At 65.6% G+C, this 14,717-nt stretch carries 16 protein-coding genes; 11 read left to right on the plus strand and 5 right to left on the minus strand.

Annotated elements, in window-relative coordinates; all coding sequences use genetic code 11:
• Positions 1–57: 57 nt before the first annotated feature.
• The 6 genes from AC1DQR_RS34650 (at position 58) to AC1DQR_RS34675 (ending at position 5,134) form a co-directional block, all read left to right on the plus strand.
• Positions 58–480, plus strand: a complete 423-nt coding sequence (locus AC1DQR_RS34650) for a VOC family protein (RefSeq protein ID WP_150990449.1) — start codon at positions 58–60, stop codon at positions 478–480.
• A gap of 34 nt (positions 481–514) precedes the next feature.
• Positions 515–1,210: a fumarylacetoacetate hydrolase family protein gene (locus AC1DQR_RS34655; RefSeq protein ID WP_416051717.1), complete on the plus strand. Its 696-nt coding sequence runs from the start codon at positions 515–517 to the stop codon at positions 1,208–1,210.
• 213 nt (positions 1,211–1,423) lie between these two features.
• On the plus strand, positions 1,424–2,215 hold the full coding sequence (locus tag AC1DQR_RS34660; protein ID WP_463322598.1) for an HpcH/HpaI aldolase family protein: 792 nt from the start codon (positions 1,424–1,426) through the stop codon (positions 2,213–2,215).
• Positions 2,216–2,383: 168 nt separating this feature from the next.
• Positions 2,384–3,274 (plus strand): 2-hydroxy-3-oxopropionate reductase, encoded by an 891-nt coding sequence (gene glxR, locus AC1DQR_RS34665; protein ID WP_416051715.1) that lies wholly within the window; start codon positions 2,384–2,386, stop codon positions 3,272–3,274.
• Between the two features lie 145 nt (positions 3,275–3,419).
• Entirely contained in the window at positions 3,420–4,610 is a 1,191-nt protein-coding gene (locus AC1DQR_RS34670; RefSeq protein WP_416051714.1) for a glycerate kinase, read from the plus strand.
• A gap of 149 nt (positions 4,611–4,759) precedes the next feature.
• Complete coding sequence (locus tag AC1DQR_RS34675) at positions 4,760–5,134, plus strand: hypothetical protein (RefSeq protein WP_416051713.1); 375 nt, start codon at positions 4,760–4,762, stop codon at positions 5,132–5,134.
• Positions 5,135–5,349: 215 nt separating this feature from the next.
• On the opposite strand, the gene AC1DQR_RS34680 is transcribed toward AC1DQR_RS34675, so the two are convergent.
• Positions 5,350–5,793: a MarR family winged helix-turn-helix transcriptional regulator gene (locus AC1DQR_RS34680; protein ID WP_416051712.1), complete on the minus strand. Its 444-nt coding sequence runs from the start codon at positions 5,791–5,793 to the stop codon at positions 5,350–5,352.
• Positions 5,794–5,922: 129 nt separating this feature from the next.
• On the opposite strand from AC1DQR_RS34680, the gene AC1DQR_RS34685 reads away from it, so the two are divergent.
• Complete coding sequence (locus AC1DQR_RS34685) at positions 5,923–7,461, plus strand: DHA2 family efflux MFS transporter permease subunit (protein ID WP_477134673.1); 1,539 nt, start codon at positions 5,923–5,925, stop codon at positions 7,459–7,461.
• An 18-nt stretch (positions 7,462–7,479) separates the two neighbouring features.
• On the opposite strand, the gene AC1DQR_RS34690 is transcribed toward AC1DQR_RS34685, so the two are convergent.
• Positions 7,480–8,157, minus strand: coding sequence for an alpha/beta hydrolase (locus tag AC1DQR_RS34690; RefSeq protein WP_416051710.1), 678 nt, complete (start codon positions 8,155–8,157; stop codon positions 7,480–7,482).
• Positions 8,158–8,409: 252 nt separating this feature from the next.
• Between AC1DQR_RS34690 and AC1DQR_RS34695 the strand changes: the two genes are divergently transcribed.
• Both AC1DQR_RS34695 and AC1DQR_RS34700 read left to right on the plus strand, forming a co-directional pair.
• Entirely contained in the window at positions 8,410–8,799 is a 390-nt protein-coding gene (locus AC1DQR_RS34695) for a hypothetical protein (RefSeq protein ID WP_477134674.1), read from the plus strand.
• Positions 8,800–8,890: 91 nt separating this feature from the next.
• Complete coding sequence (locus tag AC1DQR_RS34700) at positions 8,891–9,331, plus strand: GFA family protein (RefSeq protein ID WP_416051708.1); 441 nt, start codon at positions 8,891–8,893, stop codon at positions 9,329–9,331.
• A 203-nt stretch (positions 9,332–9,534) separates the two neighbouring features.
• Here the strand turns inward: AC1DQR_RS34700 and AC1DQR_RS34705 are convergent, their stop codons facing one another.
• Together AC1DQR_RS34705 and AC1DQR_RS34710 are read right to left on the minus strand one after the other, a co-directional pair.
• Entirely contained in the window at positions 9,535–10,482 is a 948-nt protein-coding gene (locus AC1DQR_RS34705) for a DMT family transporter (RefSeq protein WP_477134675.1), read from the minus strand.
• Positions 10,483–10,591: 109 nt separating this feature from the next.
• The gene (locus AC1DQR_RS34710; RefSeq protein WP_043353372.1) at positions 10,592–11,119 is read right to left on the minus strand and encodes a hypothetical protein; all 528 of its coding nucleotides are present in this window, start codon (positions 11,117–11,119) and stop codon (positions 10,592–10,594) included.
• A 119-nt stretch (positions 11,120–11,238) separates the two neighbouring features.
• Between AC1DQR_RS34710 and AC1DQR_RS34715 the strand changes: the two genes are divergently transcribed.
• Complete coding sequence (locus AC1DQR_RS34715) at positions 11,239–12,288, plus strand: DMT family transporter (protein WP_416051707.1); 1,050 nt, start codon at positions 11,239–11,241, stop codon at positions 12,286–12,288.
• Between the two features lie 256 nt (positions 12,289–12,544).
• Positions 12,545–13,309: an SDR family oxidoreductase gene (locus AC1DQR_RS34720; protein WP_477134676.1), complete on the plus strand. Its 765-nt coding sequence runs from the start codon at positions 12,545–12,547 to the stop codon at positions 13,307–13,309.
• 202 nt (positions 13,310–13,511) lie between these two features.
• On the opposite strand, the gene ada is transcribed toward AC1DQR_RS34720, so the two are convergent.
• Positions 13,512–14,579 carry a bifunctional DNA-binding transcriptional regulator/O6-methylguanine-DNA methyltransferase Ada gene (ada, locus tag AC1DQR_RS34725; protein WP_416053362.1) on the minus strand — a complete coding sequence of 356 codons (1,068 nt, stop codon included), beginning with the start codon at positions 14,577–14,579 and terminating at the stop codon, positions 13,512–13,514.
• Positions 14,580–14,717: the final 138 nt, after the last annotated feature.

Raw genomic sequence — 14,717 nt, forward strand, 5'->3', positions numbered from 1 at the left:
TGATTACAATCAAACACGGCAACACACCGACAACCCCCACGCACAAGAGCCCCTTTGATGAGCGCAACCCCGTTGTTCCACCTGGCCTTTCCCGTCAACGACCTGGAAGAAGCCCGCCGCTTCTATGGCGAGCTCCTCGGCTGCCCCGAAGGCCGCAGCTCAAATGCCTGGATCGATTTCAATTTCTATGGCCACCAGGTCGTCGCCCACCTCGCGCCGGAAGAGTGCGGGCACCGTGCCACCAGCGCCGTCGACGGCGACGAGGTGCCGGTGCGCCACTTCGGCGCGATCCTGTCCATGGATGCCTGGGAAGCGCTGGCCGAAAAGCTGCGCGCTGCCAATACGCAGTTCGTGATCGAGCCCCATGTGCGCTTCAAGGGGCAGGTCGGCGAGCAGGCGACGATGTTCTTCCTGGATCCGTCGGGCAACGCGCTGGAGTTCAAGGCTTTTGGCGACATCAGTCAGGTCTTCGCAAAGTAATCCCTCCACGCTTTCGTCACAGAAGGACCCAGACATGACCGAATTCGTTATCCAGCCCGCCGAACAGGCAAGCGTCGCCGTGGCCGGCAGCAGCGCCCGCTTTCCCATCCGCCGCGTGTTTTGCGTGGGCCGCAACTACGCCGCGCACGCCCGCGAGATGGGCAATGACCCGGACCGCGATCCGCCGTTCTTCTTCACCAAGCCGGCCGATGCCGTCGTGGCCGCCGAGGGCACGGTGCCATATCCGCCGCTCACGGAGAACCTGCACCACGAGATCGAACTGGTGGTGGCGATCGGCAAGGGCGGTGCGAACATCAAGCCCGAACAAGCACTCGACCTGGTGTGGGGCTATGCCGTGGGCGTGGACCTGACCCGCCGCGACCTGCAGGACACCGCCAAGAAGATGAGCCGTCCGTGGGACTGGTCCAAGGGTTTCGACGCCTCCGGCCCTTGCGGCCCGCTGCACCCCGTGGCCAGCATTGGCCATCCCGGCGCAGGCCACGTGTGGCTCAAGGTCAATGGCGAGACGCGCCAGGAAGGCGACCTGAACGAGCTGATCTGGCCCGTGGCCGACGTCATTGCCTATGTGTCGCAAAGCGTGACCCTGGCACCTGGCGACCTGATCTTCACGGGCACGCCGGCCGGCGTCGGCGCGCTGCAGCCCGGCGACGAAGTGACCGCCGGTGTGGCGGGTGTCGGCGAGATCGCTTTCCGCGTGGGCAAACGTTAAGACGCATTGCATCAGCAAGACATACTATGACATGACTCACCACGAGCCATGTCATAGCCTCAGCACGATTCCCGCCTGCCTCGGGCCACGCCGAACGCACTAACTTTCCTCAAATCGGCCTTAACCTTGCCGCTTCGCTTGACGACGTGCCTGCGCGGGTTATACTTGCCCCATGTTGTACGATAACTTATAAGTCAGGCTACAGGAGACACAATGCGCGAGAACCGGATACGGAACATGTGGGCGAACGGGCAAGCCGTCGTCAATGGCTGGCTGTCCATCCCCAGCAGCTTTGCCGCGGAGACCATGGCCCACCAGGGCTGGGACTCCCTCACGGTGGACCTGCAGCACGGCGCGCTGGACTACCGCGACGCCCTCAGCCTGTTCACGGCGATCTCCACCACCGACACCATGCCGGTGGCGCGCGTGCCCTGGAATGAGCCAGGCATCCTGATGAAGGTGCTCGACGCCGGCGCGTACGGTGTGATCTGCCCGATGATCAACACGCGCGAAGACGCGGAGCGCCTGGTCGCCGCCACCCACTACCCGCCGATGGGCACGCGCAGCTTCGGGCCGATCCGCGGCATGCTGTATGGCGGCCCCGACTATCCCGAGCGCGCCAACGAAACCATCGTCGTCTTCGCGATGATCGAGACCAGGCAGGGGCTGGATAACCTGGACGACATCCTGTCGGTCAAAGGGCTCGATGCGGTTTATATCGGCCCGTCCGACTTGTCGCTCGCGCTCGGCTGCCGCCCGACCTTCGACGATGTCGACCCGCCCGTTGCGGAGGCGATCGCGCACGTGGTGGCCCGCGCCAAGGCGCACGGCGTGGTCGCCGGCATCCACAACGGCGCGCCGGAAGCGGCGTTGCGCAGGATCGAGCAAGGCTTCCAGTTCGTCACCGTTGGCTCCGATGCGCGCCTGATGGCGGCCGGTGCGCGGCAGGTGGTGACGCAGATGCGCGACGGGCAGGCAGCAGGCGGCCAAACATCGGGATACTGAGCCGGTACTGAGCCGACCCCGTTTCGGGACAAGCATTTCAGACAGCGATTCAAACAGCGCTTCAGACAATATCGAGGCAAGAGATTTGAGGCACCGGCATCGCGGTGCCCGCCGCGCAGGCGTCCGGCGGCAAGCGATGCCATTGAGATCGACTAACGGAGAACGAAAGTGAAGCTTGGATTTATTGGCCTTGGCATCATGGGCACCCCGATGGCCACCAACCTGATCGCCGGCGGGCACGAAGTCAGCCTGTCCAGCCGCAGCGGCGTGCCGCAATCCCTGCTGGACAGCGGTGGCGTGGCTTGCAGCTCCGGCAAGGAAGTGGCCGAACGCGCAGACGTGATCTTCCTGATGGTGCCGGACACGCCCCATGTGGAAGCCGCGCTGTTCAACGACGGCGGCATTGCCGCCGGGCTGAGCGCCGGCAAGATCGTGGTCGACATGAGCTCGATCTCGCCCATCGCCACCAAGGCCTTCGCCGAGCGCGTGAACGCGCTTGGCTGCCAGTACCTGGATGCGCCGGTGTCCGGCGGCGAGGTCGGCGCGCGCAACGCCACGCTGTCGATCATGGTCGGCGGGCCGCAAGCGACGTTCGAGACCGTGCGCCCGCTGTTCGAGCTGATGGGCAAGAACATCACGCTGGTGGGCGACAACGGTGCGGGGCAGACCGCCAAGGTGGCCAACCAGATCATCGTGGCACTGAACATCGAGGCGGTTGCCGAGGCCCTGCTGTTCGCCTCCAAGGCCGGCGCGGATCCGGCGCGCGTGCGCCAGGCGCTGATGGGCGGCTTTGCGTCGTCCAAGGTGCTGGAAGTGCACGGTGAACGCATGATCAAGCGGACGTTCGACCCGGGCTTTCGCATCGGGCTGCACCAGAAGGACCTGAACCTTGCGTTGTCGAACGCGCGCGAGATGGGCGTGTCGCTGCCGAACACGGCCACCTGCCAGGAGTTGTTCAATGCCTGCGCAAGCCATGGCGGCTCGGACTGGGATCACTCCGCACTGGTCCGCGCGCTTGAGCTGATGGCCAACCACGAGGTCGCGGCCAAGAAGGATTGAGGGCACGACTTAGCCAGCAGTCTTTGCCATCGGGCGGTACCTGCCGCCGCCCGATGGCCCCTCCCCTTCCCCCCTTCCCCCCTTCCCACTTTTCCTCGGCATGGCGCTTGCCCTGCGGTGAGCGCCGTTCACCCCGCCCCGCCCTATGCCTAGCCTTCCCGATCCCCTTATCGTCATTGCCCCCGATTCATTCAAGGGCTCCCTTGCGGCCGACCAGGTCGCCGCCGCCATCGCCGCCGGGATCCAGCGCGCGCTGCCCGGCGCGACGATCCGGCAACGCCCGATGGCGGACGGCGGCGAAGGCACCCTCGACGCGATGCTGGCCGCCGGCGGCCAGCGCGCCGGCATCGAGGTGCGTGGCGCGGACGGCGCCCCGCGCATCGCCACGGTAGCGCTGCTCGCGGGCGACCGCGCCGTGATCGAGTCCGCGGAAATCGTCGGCATCACCGATCCGGCAGGCATGGCATGCTCCGTGGCGCAGCGCTCGACGACCGGCCTCGGCGATGCCATCAAGGCCCTGCTCGACCTGGGCGTGCGCGAGATCTTCGTCGGCCTTGGCGGCAGCAGCACGAACGATGGCGGCGCCGGCCTGCTGCATGGCCTGGGGCTGCGCTTGCTGGATGCGCAGGGCCGCGACATCCCGCCAACGCCCGCCGCGCTGCCCCAGCTGGCGGCAATCGATGCCCGCCAGCTCGACCCGCGGCTGGCCTCCACCAGGCTGGTAGCGATGTGCGATGTCACCAACCCGCTGACCGGGCCGCAAGGCGCCACTGCCGTGTTCGGCCCGCAAAAGGGCGTGCAAGCGCAGGATGTGGATGCCATCGATGCCGCGCTCGCCAGCTATGCGAGCTTGCTGGAGCCGGCGCTCGGGCGCCACGCCGTGGACGCCGCGGGTGCGGGCGCGGCCGGTGGCCTGGGCTACGCCTTGCTGATGCTTGGCGCGCAGATGCGCCCGGGCGCCGACATCGTGGCGGACTGCGTAGACCTCGATGGCGCGCTCGCGGGCGCCGACTGGCTGATCACCGGCGAGGGGCGCAGCGATGTGCAGACGCTAAGCGGCAAGGCGCCGTTGATCGCCTGCCAGCGCGCGCATGCCTGCGGGGTGCCCGCCTCACTGCTTTCCGGCGCCATCGACCCCGCCGCGCTGCCGGCACTCGGGACCCATTTCACGGGTTGCTTTTCCCTGGCGCCCGGCCCGATCACTGTCGAGCAGGCCATGGCCAACGCGAGCGCTTTGCTATCGGATGCGGCGGAGCAGATGGCAAGGCTGCGCTTCACTAGCACCCACCCGCTCGAACATGAGCGCCCCCGCCAGGCGGGCGAGGCCTTGCACTGAGGGCAAGGGCGCACGCCTTCCTGCAAATCCAGAAATTTCTTAAAGGTGAGCGACCGCGGAAGCAGTATGCTTTTACGAGTCCGCCACGCTCGCGTTGAAGCAGGCGGCCTGGTCTTGCCCCGTAGCCTCCCCTTCTTTCAGGAGCTTGCATGTATCCTAGCGCCCGAGCCGGCCCCAATTCGATCACGCGCGGCGGCAGTCCCACCGCCCCCCTCCCAGCCATCAGCAAGCAAGGCGATCTCATCGCCGAGCTGATCGGCATGACGCGTCCCGCCAATGCCGAGGAACAGCCCCTCGTATCCGCACTGATCGACCGGATCGAAACGCTGGATCGCGGCCTGCGCGAACGCATCGCCAACGGTTGCGCGGAGTTGCAAAGCGTCAGCGCCGGGATGGATAGCCTGCTGCAACTGGCGGAGCTGCAGAGCGAGAAGACGGAGGAAGCTTACGGCTTGTATTGCTTGCTCAAGCTGCTGAAGCTGCAACTGGATAACGCTGTGGAGGATGTGGCTCGACTGGTCTGAGACGCCGGCTGCCGGGCCGCGGCCTCCACGTTGAAGACATTGCAAACCGTGCCGCTACGCCGGCGTGTCATGCGAATTGGATTTGATTTAAATAGAATGATTTAAAAATCCTGACGGAACGCATTTCCGGGCGGGTCCCTTCTCCCCTATCAAGCGTCTTTTGGCGGCGCCGGGGTAGTGAACTCCAGGGGCTCGGGTGGGCTCGCCACCCGCCTTCAACGATCGACGATCGTGCCCAGGTTTTGCCGCACGCGCTGGAGCAGGCCAATCAGTTGCTCCCGCTCCGGCTCGCTGAGGCCGGCCAGCGCCTCCGCCGCAACCTCGTCGCCGACCCGCCGGGCCTTGTCCAGTGCGCTTTCCGCCTTGGGCGTCATGCGCACCACGCGCTCGCGGCGGTCTTCCGGGTTGGGCACGCGCGCTATCCAGCCGCCCTCTTCCATCCGGTCAAGCAGGCGTCCCGCCGAAATCGGCGCGACTTCCAGCAGCTCGGCGAGCCGCACCTGGTTGACTTCACCATAGTGCGACAGATAGGCGAGCGCGCGGCATTGCGCCCGCGTGAGATCGAGGGACGACTTGGCCAGTTCATCGAACCGCTTGCCGTTGAGGCGGCCAACGTCCGAGACCAGGAAGCCAAAGCGCTTTTCCAGTTTCGTTTCCATGGCGCGATTGTACAAAGATCTCCCTCGGGCACGCCGCCACGCTCGCAAGAAGCGGCTTGCCATGCTTTGGCGCGACCGTATAATAAGCATGCTTATTATCTAACCAAACCCCTCCAGGTTGTTCAAACCATGTCTTCCGAAGCGGTAGCCGGGCGCATAGAAATGCCGCTCAACCGGCCCATGATCACCATCGCGATCATGGCCGCGACCCTGATCCAGACACTCGACAGCACCATCGCCAACGTGGCGCTGCCGCACATGCAAGGCAGCCTGTCGGCGTCGCAGGACGAGATCACCTGGGTGCTGACCTCGTACATTGTCGCTGCCGCGATCGCCACGCCGCTCACCGGCTGGCTGTCCGACCGGCTCAGCGTCAAGCGTCTGCTGGCCATCTCGATCACCGGCTTCACCATTGCCTCGGCGTTCTGCGGGATGTCCGACACGCTGGCGCAGATCGTGGCGTCGCGGCTGCTGCAGGGCGTTTTCGGGGCGTCGCTGGTGCCGCTGTCGCAATCCATCCTGCTGGATATCAACCCCCGCGAAAAGCAGGGACAGGCGATGGCGGTGTGGGGCATGGGCGTGATGGTGGGACCCATCCTTGGCCCGACGCTGGGCGGCTGGCTGACCGATAGCTACAACTGGCGATGGGTGTTTTTCATCAATGTGCCGATTGGCGCATTCGCGTTGTTCGGCGTGCTGTCCTTCCTGCCCAACCGGGCGCCGGCGCGGGCCGTGAAGTTCGATGCGTTCGGCTTCATCACGCTTGGCCTGGCCATCGGCGCGTTCCAGGCCATGCTCGACCGCGGCGAACAGCTCGACTGGTTCGGCTCGCTGGAGATCCGCATCGAGGCCATCCTGGCGGGGGTCAGCTTCCTGTATTTCCTGGCGCACACCGCCACGGCCGGGCCCAGGTCATTCTTCCGGTACCAGTTGCTCAAGGACCGCAACTTTGCCACCGGTGCCTGCTTTATCTTCGTGATCGGCGCGGTCATGTACGCCACCCGCGCCTTGCTGCCGCCGATGCTGCAAAACCTGATGGGCTATCCGGTGGCCACCACCGGGCTGGTTACCGCGCCAAGCGGCGCCGGCACCATGCTCTCCATGCTGCTGGCCGGACGCCTGCTCAAGCGGATCGACGCGCGGGTGCTGCTGTTTGCGGGTTTCCTGGTTTCCGCTTTCGCGCTGTGGCAGATGATGCAGTACACCGTGGTGCTGTCGGTATCCGATATCGTGTGGCCCGGCATCATCCAGGGCTTTGGCCTGGGACTGGTGTTCGTGCCGCTGAGCGCGCTGACGTTTTCCACGCTCGCGCCGGCGTTGCGCGCGGACGGCACGGCCACCTACAGCCTGATGCGCAATATCGGCAGCAGCATCGGCATTTCCGTGATCCAGACCTTGATGACGCGCAACACGCAGGTGGCCCACGCCGACCTGGCGGCCAATGTGAGCGTGTACAACCCGGCCCTGCAATCCCTGCTGGCAAGCGGCTCGCGCTACGACCTGGCCATGCTCAACCAGTCGATCAACCAGCAGGCCGCGATGATCGCCTACCTCAACGATTTCAAGGTCATGTTCCTTGCCACGCTGCTGGTGGTGCCGCTCATCCTGCTGATCAAGCCCACGCGCCACGTCGACGACGATGCCGTGGCGCATGCGGCCATGGATTGACGCGCTTTAAGAGAGTCTTTAGCTGGCGGCCCCGGCGATTCGCTGCCGGACATCAAGGTACTCCGCCACGGCGCGCTGGAACACCGGCAGCTTGCCGGTGAAAAAATGGTTAGCGCCGGGCACCACCACGACCGGCAGCTCCTGCGGGCGCGCCCAGTCGAACACCGCTTGCAGCGGCACATTGGCGTCGTTCTCGCCATGGATGACAAACGCATCGGCCGGCACCGCGGGCGTGTCGTAGGTGCGCCCGCCGGCCGCCGGCCCGGCCGGCATGCCGGCCAGGATCAGGTGCGCGACAGGCTCGCCGCTCTGCAGCAAGCGCTGCGCCACGCGCGTCTGCACATAGGCGCCGAACGAGAATCCCGCCAGCGCCAGCGGCAGGCCCGGGTGCGCTGCCTGGATCTGCCGGACCACGGCAAGCACATCGTCCGTCTCGCCCTCCCCCGCATCGTGGCTGCCTTGCGTGCCGCCCACGCCCCGGAAATTCGGCCGCACGGCTAGGAAGCCGCGCGCCTGGAAGATCCTGGCCAGCGCCACCGGGATCTTGTGTTCCGCGCTGCCGCCCAGCAGCGGATGCGGGTGCGCCACGACGGCGATCGCGCGGATCGGGCCTTGCGGCGCATCCGTCAGGGCTTCGATGCTACCGGCTGCACCGTCGAACCAGATGCGATTGCCTGAGGGGGGAAGCGAGGACATAAGGAGGTAGGGGATTAGGCGTAGGCAAAAAAACAGGCCGGCCAGCCTTGCGGGCAACGCGGCGGCTTGGAAGCCGCATTGTAATGCCAGCAGAGGGTGGATAACGGCCACGGATGGTCGGATACAGAGGGTCGCAGAGGGTCAGATGCAGAGGCCAGGCGGGAGCGTTGGCGCCGCGACCCGCGCCCGGCCGGTGCCTATACTCGTTGCATCACTTCCGGGGCCTTGCGGCACCAATCAGGAGGACAGCCCATGACCGCCTCTCAAGCCGATCCCGATCCTGGCCCCGCGGTCCCGCCGCCGCCCGCCCCCAAGGCGGCAGGCGCACCGCCGCAGGTCGTGCCGGCCGGCTACCGGCAAGGCATCATCACCGCTATCACGGTCCTGCTGGGCTTCTCGCTGGCGTTCTGGCGCTTCTGGGGCTTCGAGAGTCCCGGCCACTGGAGTGTCCAGGCGTTGTTCGCCGCCACCTCGCTGGTGGCGGCGGTGTGCCTGCAGATCATCGCCCTGTTCCGCTCGCTTCGGGTGGAGGACGACCAGGTGCCCGAGTACCGCAAGACCGTGCGCTGGTTCATCGCCTCGGCCATCGCGCTGCTGATCGGGTTGTTCGGCGCCATGCTGGATGCGGCCGTGGCGGGATAGGTGCCCGGAGGGCTCGCCCTGCAGCCTGCATCGCGGCCAAGTAGAATGCACTCCGCCATTCAGGAAACACAAACAACAGGAGATAACGCCTATGCAGATTCCCGCTACGTTGGAGTGCCTTTGCGGCCAGGTGCAGCTGCGCATTGCCGGAGAACCGGTGGCGAAAGCCAATTGCCATTGCCAGGCCTGCCGGGATTTCTATGCCACGCCGGTGTTCGCCGCCACGGCCTGGGAGCCGGCCAACGTGGTGGTGGCGCGCGGCGCGCAGCACCTGGCCACCTATCACCATGCGACCCGGCAGCTCCAGCGCCAGTTTTGCCCGCAGTGCGGCGAGACGCTCTTTGGCATCAACCGGTTGGGCATGTCGGTGATCCCGAACACCCTTTTCGCGCGGGCCTGCGGCGGTGCGCTGCCGGATGCGCTGCAGCCTGCCATGCACCTGTTCTATCGCCATCGCGTGCTGGAAGTCGACGACGCCCTGCCCAAGTACCTCGACGGCTGGGATGGCCCGGTGCACAAGGCAGGGTTCTGAGCCAGGGGCCGGCGGCCCGGATGCCATCGGCAGCGCCAGGCGCCCTAAGCGGGTTCAAGCATGCGGGTGCGGGTGCGAATGCCGGTGCGTGTGGCCGGCGTCAGCCTCGACCATCACGAAATGGTGAAGCGTTCCATGGTGTGGGCAAGAGTGCCGGGCGGAGTGCCTGGCTGGCGCGAACCACAATATACCTTGGCCGCGGCTTATTCCCGTTGCGCGACTGGCCGGTGCCGCGCAGGCATTGTCATGGCGGCTACGCCCGCGACGACACACGCCAGGCCGGCCCAAGCCCCCGCGGCCAGCGATTCCCCAAGAAACACGATGCCAATGGCCACGCCGATCGGCACGCGCAGATAGGCTTGCGCCGTGGTGCCCACCGGCCCCAGCGTACGTACCAGGCGAAAGTAGATGACAAAGGCCAGCGCGGTCGAGAACACGGATAACGCCAGCAGCGCCGCAAGCGATGACAGCGACGGATGCAGCGTCCAGGGCCGGTCGATGGCCAGGCTTGCCGGCACCAGCACCGCCGCCCCGACGATCATCGAGCCCGCGGCAGGCGCGGCGGCGGGCAGGTCCTTGAACCAGCGCCCGTAGATAGCCGCGCCGGCGTAGCAGACGGTCGCGGCAACGATGGCCAGTTGCGCAAGCAGTTGCTGCCCAAGCCCGCCCAGCACGCTGGTACCGACGATCAGGCAGATGCCCGCAAGCCCCGCCACCACGCCGAACAGCTTGCGCGCCGTGATGCGCTCATGGCGCGTGACCAGCCACGTGCCCAGTACGGCGATCACCGGCGACGCGGAGTTCAGGATCGTCGCCAGCCCCGCCGGGACCGATTGCTCGGCCCACGCAATGAGCGTGAACGGCACTACGCTGTTGAGCATGGCCTGCACCGCAAAGCGGCGCCAGACTGCCGCACCGCGCGGGATCTGCATGCCCCTTGCCGCCATCCACGCCACCAGCAGCGCACCGGCGATCAACGTCCTGGCCGCAATCAGCGTGACCGGGGGAATCGTGGCCACGCCAAGCCGGATGAATGTGTAAGACGCGCCCCAGAGCGTGGACAAAGCCAGCAGCAGGGCCATGTCCAGCGCGCGGCCGCTGGCGCCTTGGGCGTGGTTGGCGCGTGCATCCGCGCTGGGCAGGGCTGGCATGGCGTTCTCTCTGAAAGGGCTCATCGCCATTGTGGGCGCGTGCCGCGGGAGAACGTTTCAGCTTGTGGCGAAGCATGGATTGCAGGCCAAGCCAGCCCACATCAGGGCATCAGGGCGCCCTGCTGGAATCCCCACCCAGCGGATCCAGGGTGATCTGCACCTGCCTCAGGATGCCCTGCTTGTCGAAGTAGCAATTGAACAGCGAGGACAGGTTGCCGTCCTGGCGGAAGCGATAGGACCAGACGTCGCGCTGCATCAGCGGGTAGTACTGCACCGGCTCGAGCGGCTTGCCGAAATGCTCTTCCACGTCGCGCTTGGTCCAGCTATCGACCTTGGCCTGGTAGATCTCGGAAGTGACCAGCATCTGCCGGAAGTTCGTGAGTTTTCCGCTGGCATCGAAATCGGCCGCGTAGGCCTCATAGCCCAGCGGTTGCTTGGAGTAGATCCAGCGCACGGAACCGTCGGCCAGCCGGTAGATATTGGTGGGCTCACCGAAGGTCGCGCGCACCGCGCTTTCCGGCGAGCCGATCAGTTTCTGGCCTTCCTGCACCGGTTGCAGGATGGCGCAGGCTGGCAGCATCAGCAGCGCAGCCGCGCAGATCAGCCAGCCGCCCACGTATTGCGAGGGGGTTTTCATAGCATTCCAGAGTGGCAACCGCCATGCCGTGCATAGCGTCCAAGGCTGAAATATATAGCATCCCCCCCACCACGCCATGGCGCGACAATAGCGCATTGCCACGCCTTGCTGCCTTGCCCATGACCATCCGAACCGCCGCCCCCGCCCTGGCCGCCGCCCTGCTGTTTGGGGCAAGTACGCCACTTGCAAAGGCCCTGGCCGGGTCGATTCCGCCGTTGCTGCTGGCCGGCCTGCTTTACCTGGGCAGCGGGCTGGGGCTTGGCATCCTGCTGGCGCTGCGGCGCAGCATGAGCGGCGCCGCAGCAAGCCCGCTCACCGTGCCGCGCCAGGAGACGCCCTGGCTGCTGGGCGCCATCCTGGCCGGCGGCGTGGCGGGGCCGGCCCTGCTGATGACCGGCCTGGCCAGCACCAGCGCGGCATCGGCCTCCCTGCTGCTGAACGTGGAAGGGGTATTCACCGCGCTGATCGCCTGGGTGGTCTTCAAGGAAAACGCCAGCCGCCACATCGTCCTTGGCATGCTTGCCATCGTGGCGGGCGGCTTGCTGTTGTCCTGGCAGCCGGGCAGCCTGCGGCTGTCCGCCGGCGCCTTGCTGATCGTCGGCGCGTGCCTGTGCTGGGCCATCGACAACAACCTGACGCGCAAGGTGTCAAGCAACGACGCCATGCTGATCGCCTGCATCAAGGGGCTGGTTGCCGGCGTGTGCAACACCGGGCTCGCACTGGCCAGCGGTGACCATCTGCCGGCGCTGCCCGCGCTGGGCGCGGCCATGATCATCGGGTTCCTCGGCTACGGCGTGAGCCTGGCGCTGTTCGTCATCGCGCTGCGGCTGCTGGGGACCGCCCGCACCGGCGCGTATTTCTCCGTGGCGCCGCTGTTCGGCGTGGTGATCGCGTTCGGCATGTGGCCGCAGGCGCCGCAGCCGGTGTTCTACGTGGCGGCGCTGCTGATGGCGCTGGGCGTGTGGCTGCACCTGCGCGAGCACCATGAGCACGAGCACAGCCACGAGGCGACCGAGCACAGCCACGCGCATCGCCACGATGCGCACCACCAGCACGAGCACGCCTTCGACTGGGACGGGCAGGAGCCGCACCGGCACCTGCACCGGCACGAGCCGCTGGTGCACAAGCACCCGCACTATCCGGATACACATCACCGGCACTCGCACTGAGGTACTGAGGTACTGAGGTACTGAGGCACTGAGGCACTGAGGCAAGGGCTTGGTATCCACACGGTTTTCTTGAAGCCGTGCACGTAGTTGCGCTTTTTCCAACACTGCCCCGAGCGAGGTTGCCGTTGTTGAGATCGGTGATCGGCGGCTGTCGTGTCTTTCAATTTCGCCGCAATTCAATGCCAAGAAACGGAGTTCTTGCGCCTCGACAGGCGAGCAGACTGACGGCTGATCAATTTGAACATCGGAAAGAAGAATGAATGCGCTTGCAAACAAAGTCGCCATCGTCACCGGCGCCAGTTCCGGGATTGGACGCGCGACCGCGCTACTTTTCGCTCGTGAGGGCGCAGCGGTGGTCGTTGCCGCCCGTCGCCAGGCTGAGTTGGAAGACCTTGTGAGGGAAATCACCGGAAACGGCGGAACGGCGACATACGTCGCAGGCGACGTCAGAGAGGAGGCCTATGCACGGACTCTCGTTCAGACGGCCGTTGAGCGTTTCGGTGGATTGGACATCGCGTTCAACAACGCGGGGACACTCGGCGAAATGGGGCCTACGCCGGGCGTCTCGGCGACGGGTTGGAGCGAGACCATTGACACCAACCTCACCAGCGCGTTCTTTGGCGCGAAGTATCAGATCCCCGCGATGGTGTGTCGCGGCGCCGGAAGCCTCATCTTCACTTCGACTTTCGTTGGGTACACCGTCGGCTTCCCCGGCGTCGCGGCCTACGCCGCCAGCAAGGCAGGATTGATCGGGTTGACACAATCACTCGCCGCAGAGTTTGGGCCGAAGGCCATTCGCGTCAATGCCATCCTTCCTGGTGGAGTAGACACGCCCATGGGGCGCACAATGAGTGCGTCGCCGGAAGCCATGGCGCATGTGGCAGGACTACACGCTCTCAAACGCATCGCGACACCGGAGGAGCTTGCGCAGTCGGTCCTCTACATGGCGTCCGGCGCCTCGTCATTCATGACCGGCGCAGCGCTGCTGGTTGACGGAGGCGTGTCGATCAATCGCACCTGATGTTGCTGGGCGTCGGCGCGCGAGGCCCGCTGAGGTCTTTACGTCGTCAGACACATAGCCCCGTTATTCGCGGTCCGTCAATCGGGATGCCGACGCCAGCAAACGCTGGCGTATCCCTCTTGGCCGGGTTCGGCGCTCAAACGTGGCTAGTCCAAGCCGGCCATCACTTTCGCGCTCGTGGTTCGGCTTTGGCGTTGCGGGACTATGCCTCGCGCTTGAGCAATTCCCGCTTGCGCTCAACGCCCCATCGATATCCCGAGATGTCGCCATCTCGTCGGACAACGCGATGGCAAGGAATGGCCACCGCAATGTGATTTGCGCCGCAAGCCTGGGCAACTGCGCGCACGGCCTTCGGTGAACCTATACGCGCTGCGATCTCGGCGTAGCTGGCCGTTGCACCTGGCGGAATCTCGCGAAGCGCTTGCCAGACCCTCTCCTGGAACGCGGTACCTCGGACGTCGAGCGGAAGATTCAACCCGATTGCCGGCGCCTCGATGAAGCCGACAACGTTCGCGACCAGTCGCTCGAAATCCGCGTCCCCGCCGACGAGACTTGCTTTGCGGAACAGATCCTGCAGATCACGCACGAGAAGGTCGGGGTCATCTCCCAACAAGATCGCGCAGATGCCCCGTTGGCTTTGCGCGACCAGGATGGCACCCAGTGAGCACTGGCCGACAGCGAAGCGGATGACCGCGTTTTGGCCGCCATCCCGATAGTCACGTGCGCACATGCCGAGCATGCCGGCGGATGCCTCGTAGAAGCGACTGTTCGAATTGAACCCGGCCTCGTAGATTGCATTCGTAATGGTCTCGGCACCGGCGAGTTCCTCGCGCAGCCGCCGAGCACGGGACGCGCTCGCGTACGCTTTCGGCGTCAAACCAGTCTCGGCTTTGAATATCCGGTGGAAGTGGAACATGCTCATGCCAGCTTGCAGAGCCAGCGCTTCGAGATTGGGCTGGACCGCCGAGACGTCAATAAGCCGGCAAGCTTCGGCGACCAGGGCGGCACGCTGGGCAGCCGCAGCACTTCGGTCCGAAGAGACACGTCGACTGGATCGGTAACCGGCAGCTTCCGCGGCTTCGGCGGAATCGAAGAACTCGACGTTCTCCCGTTTCGGGAGACGGGCCGAGGAACTCGGGCGACAGTAAATCCCCGTCGTCCTGACTCCGTAGACGAATTTGTCGTCTGCCGAAGGATCTCGCGCTTCCACGGCCGCCCATCGCTCGTCATCGAGCGATGGAGCCCCTGGCGTATTGGCATCTCTATGCATGATCGCGTTCAAGAGCTGCTTGGTATGAGGACACTATATTCCTCAATTCGATCGCAAGAACTCCGTTTCTTGCGATCGAAACGCCTCACGGCATGCACCGCCGCAAGTACCCCGAAGCGATTCCCGCTATCCGGGGAT

The sequence above is a fragment of the Cupriavidus sp. 05L411 genome (assembly GCF_056398045.1).

What these genes read in the sequence shown, in the direction of transcription:
- AC1DQR_RS34650 (WP_150990449.1), top strand. Translation starts at nt 58, where the DNA reads ATGAGCGCAACCCCGTTGTTCCACCTGGCCTTTCCCGTCAACGACCTG.
- AC1DQR_RS34655 (WP_416051717.1), top strand. Translation starts at nt 515, where the DNA reads ATGACCGAATTCGTTATCCAGCCCGCCGAACAGGCAAGCGTCGCCGTG.
- AC1DQR_RS34660 (WP_463322598.1), top strand. Translation starts at nt 1,424, where the DNA reads ATGCGCGAGAACCGGATACGGAACATGTGGGCGAACGGGCAAGCCGTC.
- AC1DQR_RS34670 (WP_416051714.1), top strand. Translation starts at nt 3,420, where the DNA reads ATGCCTAGCCTTCCCGATCCCCTTATCGTCATTGCCCCCGATTCATTC.
- AC1DQR_RS34675 (WP_416051713.1), top strand. Translation starts at nt 4,760, where the DNA reads ATGTATCCTAGCGCCCGAGCCGGCCCCAATTCGATCACGCGCGGCGGC.
- AC1DQR_RS34680 (WP_416051712.1), bottom strand. Translation starts at nt 5,793, where the DNA reads ATGGAAACGAAACTGGAAAAGCGCTTTGGCTTCCTGGTCTCGGACGTT.
- AC1DQR_RS34685 (WP_477134673.1), top strand. Translation starts at nt 5,923, where the DNA reads ATGTCTTCCGAAGCGGTAGCCGGGCGCATAGAAATGCCGCTCAACCGG.
- AC1DQR_RS34690 (WP_416051710.1), bottom strand. Translation starts at nt 8,157, where the DNA reads ATGTCCTCGCTTCCCCCCTCAGGCAATCGCATCTGGTTCGACGGTGCA.
- AC1DQR_RS34695 (WP_477134674.1), top strand. Translation starts at nt 8,410, where the DNA reads ATGACCGCCTCTCAAGCCGATCCCGATCCTGGCCCCGCGGTCCCGCCG.
- AC1DQR_RS34700 (WP_416051708.1), top strand. Translation starts at nt 8,891, where the DNA reads ATGCAGATTCCCGCTACGTTGGAGTGCCTTTGCGGCCAGGTGCAGCTG.
- AC1DQR_RS34705 (WP_477134675.1), bottom strand. Translation starts at nt 10,482, where the DNA reads ATGCCAGCCCTGCCCAGCGCGGATGCACGCGCCAACCACGCCCAAGGC.
- AC1DQR_RS34710 (WP_043353372.1), bottom strand. Translation starts at nt 11,119, where the DNA reads ATGAAAACCCCCTCGCAATACGTGGGCGGCTGGCTGATCTGCGCGGCT.
- AC1DQR_RS34715 (WP_416051707.1), top strand. Translation starts at nt 11,239, where the DNA reads ATGACCATCCGAACCGCCGCCCCCGCCCTGGCCGCCGCCCTGCTGTTT.
- AC1DQR_RS34720 (WP_477134676.1), top strand. Translation starts at nt 12,545, where the DNA reads ATGAATGCGCTTGCAAACAAAGTCGCCATCGTCACCGGCGCCAGTTCC.
- ada (WP_416053362.1), bottom strand. Translation starts at nt 14,579, where the DNA reads ATGCATAGAGATGCCAATACGCCAGGGGCTCCATCGCTCGATGACGAG.